At 64.5% G+C, this 8,055-nt stretch carries 7 protein-coding genes; 2 read left to right on the top strand and 5 right to left on the bottom strand.

Annotation, left to right across the window (positions count from 1 at the left end):
* Positions 1 to 365 precede the first annotated feature (365 nt).
* Positions 366 to 1,469: a 3-isopropylmalate dehydrogenase gene (gene leuB / locus FJW08_RS32015; RefSeq protein WP_140764848.1), complete on the top strand. Its 1,104-nt coding sequence runs from the start codon at positions 366 to 368 to the stop codon at positions 1,467 to 1,469.
* Between the two features lie 19 nt (positions 1,470 to 1,488).
* Here leuB and FJW08_RS32010 read toward each other — a convergent pair whose 3' ends face one another.
* The 4 genes from FJW08_RS32010 to FJW08_RS31995 all read right to left on the bottom strand — a co-directional run bounded on the left by FJW08_RS32010 (position 1,489) and on the right by FJW08_RS31995 (position 3,943).
* A complete protein-coding gene (locus FJW08_RS32010; RefSeq protein ID WP_140764845.1) occupies positions 1,489 to 1,938 on the bottom strand; it encodes a MarR family winged helix-turn-helix transcriptional regulator in 450 nt (149 codons plus the stop codon).
* Complete coding sequence (locus FJW08_RS32005) at positions 1,931 to 2,359, bottom strand: polyketide cyclase (RefSeq protein WP_140813734.1); 429 nt, start codon at positions 2,357 to 2,359, stop codon at positions 1,931 to 1,933. Before FJW08_RS32005 ends, FJW08_RS32010 begins: the two co-directional genes overlap by 8 nt.
* A 146-nt stretch (positions 2,360 to 2,505) precedes the next feature.
* The gene (locus tag FJW08_RS32000; RefSeq protein WP_140813733.1) at positions 2,506 to 3,162 is read right to left on the bottom strand and encodes a DUF805 domain-containing protein; all 657 of its coding nucleotides are present in this window, start codon (positions 3,160 to 3,162) and stop codon (positions 2,506 to 2,508) included.
* Between the two features lie 34 nt (positions 3,163 to 3,196).
* Positions 3,197 to 3,943 (bottom strand): DUF805 domain-containing protein, encoded by a 747-nt coding sequence (locus tag FJW08_RS31995; RefSeq protein ID WP_140813732.1) that lies wholly within the window; start codon positions 3,941 to 3,943, stop codon positions 3,197 to 3,199.
* A gap of 138 nt (positions 3,944 to 4,081) precedes the next feature.
* Here FJW08_RS31995 and FJW08_RS31990 point away from each other — a divergent pair, with 138 nt between their 5' ends.
* The gene (locus tag FJW08_RS31990; protein ID WP_140813731.1) at positions 4,082 to 5,521 is read left to right on the top strand and encodes a glycosyltransferase; all 1,440 of its coding nucleotides are present in this window, start codon (positions 4,082 to 4,084) and stop codon (positions 5,519 to 5,521) included.
* Positions 5,522 to 5,556: 35 nt separating this feature from the next.
* Here FJW08_RS31990 and FJW08_RS31985 read toward each other — a convergent pair whose 3' ends face one another.
* Positions 5,557 to 7,425 (bottom strand): DEAD/DEAH box helicase, encoded by a 1,869-nt coding sequence (locus FJW08_RS31985; protein ID WP_140813730.1) that lies wholly within the window; start codon positions 7,423 to 7,425, stop codon positions 5,557 to 5,559.
* Positions 7,426 to 8,055 lie beyond the last annotated feature (630 nt).

The raw sequence follows: 8,055 nt of genomic DNA, 5'->3' as shown, positions 1-8,055 counted from the left end.
CCCTGCGGCAGGCTGGTTAATATTCTCTCGCATCGGTGATGGCGTGTTCCGTGGGGCAGTAACTTGGATATGCCGGCGGGACAGCGCCCCCCTCTGGCCTGCCGGACATCTCCCCCACGAGGGGGGAGATCGGCAGCTTTGCTAACCGCGCTATTCTTTAAACGCCTGACATTTGCGAAGACCGATATTATAGGCGATCTCCCTCCTCGTTGGGGAGATGTCCGGCAGGACAGAGGGGGGCGCGAAGGGTCGCCGACGGTGCCTTGTTCGGATCGCGGCGTTCTCCCTCCCCGTTACGGCTTGCGCTGCAACCGCTTGGCGTTTAGCAAGGCCGCGGTTCAAATCTTTCTGGGACGGTTTTCTCCATGGCAACGAAGCATCTTTTCCTGCTCCCCGGTGACGGCATCGGCCCCGAGGCCATGGCCGAGGTCAAGAAGCTGATCGCGGCCATGAACGCAAAGCTCGGCAGCGGCTTCGTCACCGACGAGGGCCTGGTCGGCGGCTGCGCCTACGATGCGCATGGCGCGGCGATTTCCGATGCCGACATGGAAAAGGCGATGGCCGCGGATGCGGTGCTGTTCGGCGCCGTCGGCGGGCCGAAATGGGATGCCGTGCCTTACGAGGTGCGCCCCGAGGCAGGCCTCCTGCGCCTGCGCAAGGACATGGAGCTGTTCGCCAACCTGCGCCCGGCAATCTGCTATCCGGCGCTGGCCGCATCGTCTTCGCTCAAGCAGGAAGTTGTCGAAGGCCTCGACATCCTCATCGTGCGCGAGCTGACCGGCGGCGTCTATTTCGGTGAGCCCAAGCAGATCATCGATCTCGGCAACGGCCAGAAGCGCGGCATCGACACGCAGGTCTACGACACGTTCGAGATCGAGCGCATTTCGGGCGTCGCCTTCGAATTGGCGCGGACCCGCAAGAACCACGTCACCTCGATGGAAAAGCGCAACGTCATGAAGTCGGGCGTGTTGTGGAACGAGGTCGTCACCCAGACCCACAAGGCGCGCTATTCCGACGTCAAGCTCGACCACATGCTGGCTGACGCCGGCGGCATGCAGCTGGTGCGCTGGCCAAAGCAGTTCGACGTCATCGTCACCGACAATCTGTTCGGCGACATGCTGTCCGACATCGCCGCCATGCTGACCGGTTCGATCGGCATGCTGCCGTCGGCCTCGCTCGGCGCGCCCGACGTGAAGACCAAGAAGCGCAAGGCGCTCTACGAGCCGGTACACGGCTCTGCCCCCGACATTGCCGGCAAGGGCATCGCCAACCCGATCGCCATGATCGCCTCCTTCGCCATGTGCCTGCGCTATTCCTTCGGCATGGTCGATGAGGCCGACAAGCTCGAAGCTTCAATCGCCGCTGTGCTCGACCAGGGCCTGCGCACCAAGGACATTTTCTCCCCCGGCATGACCGAGGTTGGTACCGTCGAGATGGGCGACGCGATCATCGGCAGGTTCCTGGCCTAAGCCGCAGGGCAACTCGGCCTCAGCGGATCTCGCCGGCCAGCTGCTGCAGCAGGCCGACGAGCCGCGCCTCGTCCACAGGCTCGAAAAAGGCCGCGTCGGCGGTCTCGACGGCGACGATCGCTTGCTGTGCGGCCGCTGCCCCGGCTGATGTGACGCGGATCACCTTGGCTCGGGAATCCCGGGGATCAGGCTCGCGTGCGATCAATCCTTTCGCCTCCAGCCGGGCGACGACATCCGATGTCATCTTCACCTCCGTGCCGGCCTGGGCGGCGAGCTGCACCTGGTTGGGCGGTTCGCCATTGCGGCCGAGCCACATCGCCGAGGCGAGCAGCACGAACTGGACATGTGTCAGGTCGAGCGGCGCCAGCGCCGCCGTCATGACGCGCTGCCAGCGCATGGTGGTTCGCCAGAGCAGCAATCCGGGGCTCTCCGATGGCCCGCCCTTGAATCGCGTGTCGAGTTCAGCCATGGTTCGCCAACGCCTCCGCCTGTTCGAACAGTCTGGTCATCGAGACGTCGAAATCCCCGCTGATCTGCGGCCCGAGTTCCGGACCGACCTCGGCGGCCGAAGGGCCGGAGATATCGAGCCGGTGCGTCACCTGCGTGCCGCCTTCGACGGGCACCAGCGTGTGCCGGAACAGCAGCGTCGTGTCGCCGAACGAGGTTTCGTCGGCATAGGTCACATTGTCGACGAGATCGACGATGGTCGATTCGAACGTGTCCTGACCGACCGGCGTCACCGACACGCGGCTGCCCTTGGCGAACGGCCCGTGCAGCACGAAGGTGTCGGAGCCTTCATAGGTCAGGCGGCCTTCATGCAAGGCCTTGAGCGCGTTCCAGATGGCTTGCGCCGGAAGCGGAGAAGTCGCGGTGTATTCATTGGTCCACATTGTCTGCTCCATCCATCTTGCCCGATCGATATTCGATCCGTGCGCAGACTATCTGTGCACGGATTAAATTGCAAGCGGAATCTTCATCCATGACGAAGGTCGGAACGGTCGTTCTTTGGGAGTGACTTTCTCTCGGGAACTGGTCGCTAAACCCTGACCCCTGCCGGTACCGATCCCCAGGGGTTTTTGCCTCCCTGGGACGGCATAAGTCCGAGGACCAGCAAGGCAGCTTCGCCGATGACCGGGATGAAGCAGACCAAGACAAGCCAGCCGCTCAGGCCGACGTCGTGCAGGCGTCGTACGACTAACGCAATCCATGAGAAGCCGAACGCCAGCGTGTAGATAATGGCGGGTAAGAAGCCTATCGAACTCCTGCCCGCATTGGCGCCGAAGCCGTTGACGGCGAGATTGACAAGGATCCCGAAGCCAACAAGCGCTACCTGCACAAGAAGAAAACATAGCCAAAAGGCCCAGAATTCCTTGCGGCGGGCGCGTCCGTTGAAATTGAAATAATTCACGCTCACCGTGCGCCCGAAATAGGCCCAGAGTCCCGTGGAACCGGCAGACCGCTTTTCGGCAGGCTGGCCTCGCCGCGGTGGCTGACCCGCGCCTGAAGACGGCGAGGGCACGGCGACTATATCATGCGCCGCGCCGTCGTCTGGCTGGAACTCGACGACAGCGCCTCTGACGAGGGCCGCCCCCTCGTTCAGATCCTTGCGCGCAAATAAATAGCGGGTGCCGTCGACCCCGTTGATATAACCGAAATCCTGATCCTGGTCGTAGTGATAAACTGTGCCGCGCATAGCCTTCCCCCCCTTGCGATGCGATGAACAAATGCTATCCAGGGTTGTTAACAATTGCAATATGCACGCTAGATTGTGTCCTGACTCCAGCCGGGACCGGTCCCCACTGGTTTTCCCGCGCCTGTGTCGGGATCAGCGCGAAGACCAGGATGATCAGGCTGCCGAAGGTCGGGATGAGGATCAGCAGGCAGAGCCAGCCGGTCAGGCCAAGGTCGTGCAGGCGACGCACGATCATGCCGAGACCGGGCAGGAAGGTGGCGAGCAGGAAAAGGCCGAAAAGCCCGACTGTCATCGCCGGCACCTCGGCGTTGTCGAAATTGCCCATCTCGAAATCGGCGAAAACGCCGGTGCCGATGACCACCAACAGCGCAATCGTCCAGAACAGGCAATAGCCCCAATATTCCTTGCGGCGGGCGCGGTCGCGAAAATTGAAATAGTTCCGGGTCAAGCCACGCCAGAAATAGCCCCAGAGATCGGTGGGCTCCGCCGGCTCGGACGATCGGCCGAAATGCTGCGGCTGCGACGCGCCGGCCATGGGCACGGGACCGGACTGAGCCGGCGCGGCGCTGACCCCGGCGTCGGCGACCGGGCCTGTGGTCTGGGCGATCGAAAAGACGTCGCGCGCCTGGCCGCCGCCCGCCTGGAACTCGACCACCGTTCCGCTGGGCATGGCGGTTTGCCGGCGCAGGCTCTCGCGGGTGAAGGTGTAGCGGTTGCCGTCGGCTCCGGTGATGAAGCCGAAGCCCTGGTCCTCGTCATAGTGAAGCACTTCGCCGCGCATCGCCCACCCCCTTGGTCGCCACGTCCCTGCCAAGATGTGGCACACGGCCGAGCCGATGGGCAAGCCGCCCATGGCTACCGCCTTCGCGGCAAATGCAGCATAAGACATCGAGTGCAACCGTTCTGGCCAAGGCAGGCAATGACAGTCGAACGTTCCGATGCCGGCGCGGTGACCGCGAATGACGAGGTGACGATGCCACCGGGACGGGTCTCTCTGGCCATCGACGCCACCGGGCTGATGTTCTGGCCGCCCGGCAAGGGCCTGGCGGGCATTCCGCGCGTGGAGAGCTTTCTCGTCAACGCGGCGCTGGCGGATCCGGATCCTTGCGTGGAGGTGGTGGCGTTCAGGCCGAACGAGGCCAAGTTTCGGCCGCTTACCCCTTATGAACTGGATCATGTCGCGGCGGACCGGATTTCACCGCACCGCGTCAAACGGTGGCCGGGAAGACGCACGGCCCTGTCGCAGGCTTTCGCGGCGGTGAGGCAACAGCCATGGGACAAGCGCGAGACGGACCGTCATCTTGCCAAGACGGTGACCAATGGCCGCAAAGGGGTCGCCTACCAGGCGACGCGGCTGCTGATCCGCGCCTGTCGCCTGTACCAGCGGGCACGGATCCGATTGGGCGCGGAGCCCGATGCGCCGGGCCAGAGCATCGAGGTGGAGCCGGGCCTCGTGCTCATCAGCCATCACTTCCTGATCCAGCAGCACCGATCCGCGGTCTCGAGCGCCGTCGGCAAACTTGCCTTCCTTTGCCATGATCTCATCCCGACACTGCGCCCGGACCTGATCGGTTCGAGCATCGCCGAGGCCCGGTTCGGCTCTTGTCTCGAACAGCTGGTGCGCGCCGGCGCACCGGCGTTCTGCGCCTCCGACGAGGTCGGCGCGACGCTGACCGATCACATGCGCAAGGCCGGCATCGCCGCGCCTGTGGTGTATCGGTTTCCGATGCCTTCCATCCTGCACGAAACCGCTTCGCGCATGGGCGCGACCTCGCGCATCGAGACGGGCGACCCGTTCGTGATCTATTGCTCGACCATCGAAGTGCGGAAGAACCACATCCTCCTGGCGCGCATCTGGCAGCAGGCATTGGAAGAAGGCGTCAAGCTGCCGAGGCTTGTCTGCGCCGGGCGCTGGGGCTGGATGATCGAGCCGCTGCGCGCCTATCTCGCGGCGCATCCGAAGCTGCTCCAGTCGGTCACGTTCACCGGGCTGGTCAGCGACGAGGAGCTCATCCAGTATTATCGCAGCGCCTCCTTCGGCGTCTTTCCCTCGCATATAGAGGGCTGGGGCTACGGCGCCTCGGAGTGTCTCGACTTCGGCGTTCCGGTCATCGTCTCGACCGCGCCGTCGCTGATCGAGGCAAGCGGCGGCTTGATGCCGGCGATCGACCCCAACGACCAGGCCGGCTGGTACGCCGCGATCCGCAGGATGGCGGAAGACCACGCCTGGCGCTCCTCGCTGGCGGAGCGCATCGCCCAAAACCACCGGCCGACGCCGGCCTCGGCAAGCTGGGCCGCCATCAAGGCCGGCCTCGGCGAAAGCGCATCCCGCCAGCATTCCGAGACGAGCGCACCCTGACGCGCAAAATCAGCGGTCCCGCATTCGCGCCGGTCTTACGACGGACGCTTCTTGGCCTTCTTGTGCTTCGGCGCGCCGGCATTTTCGAATTTCGGCTTGCCCGGCTTCTTCGCCCACGGTTTTGCCTCATGCGCGGCTGCCGGGCGCTGGTCGGTCGAAGCCGGCGCACGCTTCTCGAATTTGCGCTTCGGTGCGTTCGGGTCGGACGACGCCTTGCCGCGATGCGGTTTCTTGTCCGGGCTCGGCGGCTGATAGCCCGCCCGCGACAAGTCAGGCGTGCCCTCCAGTCGCTTGACCACGATGCTGCCCTGCAATTTGCGGTCGGGACCGATCGCGGCGAGAAAACGCTCCGCCCAGTCGGCGGCGATCTGCACGAAAGTCTCTTCCGGCTGCATCTTGATGGCGCCGATCTCGCGCTTGCTGATGCTGCCGGCGCGGCACAGCATCGGGATCAGCCAGCGCGGCTCGGCATTCTGCCGGCGCCCGACCGACAGCGAGAACCAGACACTGGCGCCGAAATCGTCGCGGCGGCCGGGCGCCTCGTCGCGGTGCGCGAACTTCTCGCCCGCCGGTCTTTCGCGCGAAGGTGTGAAAGGCGCGACATCCATGAGGTCCTCGGGCGCCGAGCGGCTGGACCGGCATTGGCGCACGAAAGCGGCCGCCACCTGTTCGGCGCCGTGCCTGGCGAGAAGCGCGTCGATGAAAGCGCGCTCGTCGTCCTTCACTGGCTCGTCGAAGGCCGGGTCGGCAAGGATGCGCTCGTCGTCGCGCCGCATTACGTCGTCGGCCGAGGGCGGGCTCGCCCATGTCGCCGTCAGCTTGGCGCTTTGCAGCAGCCGCTCGGTGCGCCTGCGGGCGCTGTTGGGCACGATCAGCGCGCTGACGCCCTTGCGCCCGGCACGCCCGGTGCGGCCGCTGCGATGCAGCAGCGTTTCCGGGTTGGTCGGCAGGTCGGCGTGGATCACCAGCTCGAGGTTGGGCAGGTCGATGCCGCGCGCCGCGACATCGGTGGCGATGCACACCTTGGCGCGGCCGTCGCGCATCGCCTGCAGCGCATGGCTGCGCTCGTTCTGGCTGAGCTCGCCCGACAGCGCCACGACCGAAAAATTGCGATTGTTGAAGCGCGCGGTGAGATGGTTGACGGCGGCACGCGTGTTGCAGAATACCAGCGCATTCTTGGCCTCATAGAAGCGCAGCACGTTGATGATGGCGTTCTCGCGGTCGGCCTGGGCGACATTCAGCGCCCGGTATTCGATGTCGAGATGCTGCTTTTCCTCGCCGGCGGCCGAGATGCGCACGGCATCGCGCTGATAGCCCTGGGCGAGCGTGGCGATGGAGCGCGGCACGGTGGCCGAGAACATCAGCGTGCGGCGCTCGGCCGGTGCGGCATCGAGGATGAATTCGAGGTCTTCGCGAAAGCCGAGATCGAGCATCTCGTCGGCCTCGTCGAGAACCACGGCCTTCAGCGTCGACATGTCGAGCGAATTACGGGTGATGTGGTCGCGCAGCCGGCCCGGCGTGCCGACGACGATGTGGGCGCCGCGATCCAGCGCGCGCCGTTCGGTGCGCATGTCCATGCCGCCGACGCAGGAGGCAACCGTGGCGCCGGTCGGCTCGTAGAGCCATTCGAGCTCGCGCGTCACCTGCAGCGCCAGTTCGCGCGTCGGCGCCACCGCCAGAGCCAGCGGCGCCGCTGCCGGGCCGAAACGTCCCGCGCCGTCGAGCAGCGTCGGCGCCATGGCAAGGCCGAAGGCAACGGTCTTGCCCGAGCCGGTCTGCGCCGACACCAGCGCATCGGCCTGGCCGAGCTCCAGCACCGCCTTCTGCACCGGTGTCAGGTCGGAATAACCGCGTTTTTCCAGCGCTTGTGCCAGCGCGGGAACAATACCATCGAAGTTGGACATCTCGTTCTTTCGGAATTCAGGGTTCCGCGCTCATCATGGAGCACATGCCGGGGCTAGCGCCGCGCCAGCCAAACAATCTTGGCCGTTCGTACTTCCTGCCGCCCTTCTTGTACAGGTGCCCTGAACGCTATGCGGCGCGGGTAGTGTCTCAGTTTGAAATTCACCCTCCCGCATGTCCCGTTTGAAGGCGTAGGCGAAAGCGCCTATATGCTTAGCGGAAAGCATGAGTTGCAGCGAAGCCAGGAAAGCGCGGTCCCTACAAGAAGCGATCGGTGAACGGCTGATGCCCACCACAACAGAAACAAACGATGACGAGTGGAGACGCTGCGACGAGTGCCGTAGCAAATATCGTGCTTCATCCTCCAAAATGGCATACCTTTGTCCTGAGTGCTCCCACCTTGTATACGGATATGAAAACTGCCCTCATGAGTTCGATGGCTCGCGCTGCAAAATTTGCGGCTGGAACGACCGGCGGTCACGCTACATCCGATCACTGCTTTCGGACAGGTGATTGAAGCGTAGCCAAAATTTCAAACTGAGACACTCCGCGGCGCGCAGGGCTGCGAATCCAGGTTAACGGGGAAGTTGACCGAGGATTGAGGCGAGGTAGTCGGGGCTCCATCCGGCCTT

Origin of the sequence: Mesorhizobium sp. B3-2-1, assembly GCF_006439515.1 — a bacterium.
Taxonomy (GTDB): Bacteria; Pseudomonadota; Alphaproteobacteria; order Rhizobiales; family Rhizobiaceae; genus Mesorhizobium.
The sequence above is the reverse complement of the archived record's forward strand: the minus strand, read 5'-3'. Positions and strand labels throughout refer to the sequence as shown.

Bases quoted from the DNA above. Each gene is read 5' to 3' on its own strand.
- leuB (WP_140764848.1), top strand. From the start codon at position 366: ATGGCAACGAAGCATCTTTTCCTGCTCCCCGGTGACGGCATCGGCCCC.
- FJW08_RS32010 (WP_140764845.1), bottom strand. From the start codon at position 1,938: ATGGCTGAACTCGACACGCGATTCAAGGGCGGGCCATCGGAGAGCCCC.
- FJW08_RS32005 (WP_140813734.1), bottom strand. From the start codon at position 2,359: ATGTGGACCAATGAATACACCGCGACTTCTCCGCTTCCGGCGCAAGCC.
- FJW08_RS32000 (WP_140813733.1), bottom strand. From the start codon at position 3,162: ATGCGCGGCACAGTTTATCACTACGACCAGGATCAGGATTTCGGTTAT.
- FJW08_RS31995 (WP_140813732.1), bottom strand. From the start codon at position 3,943: ATGCGCGGCGAAGTGCTTCACTATGACGAGGACCAGGGCTTCGGCTTC.
- FJW08_RS31990 (WP_140813731.1), top strand. From the start codon at position 4,082: ATGACAGTCGAACGTTCCGATGCCGGCGCGGTGACCGCGAATGACGAG.
- FJW08_RS31985 (WP_140813730.1), bottom strand. From the start codon at position 7,425: ATGTCCAACTTCGATGGTATTGTTCCCGCGCTGGCACAAGCGCTGGAA.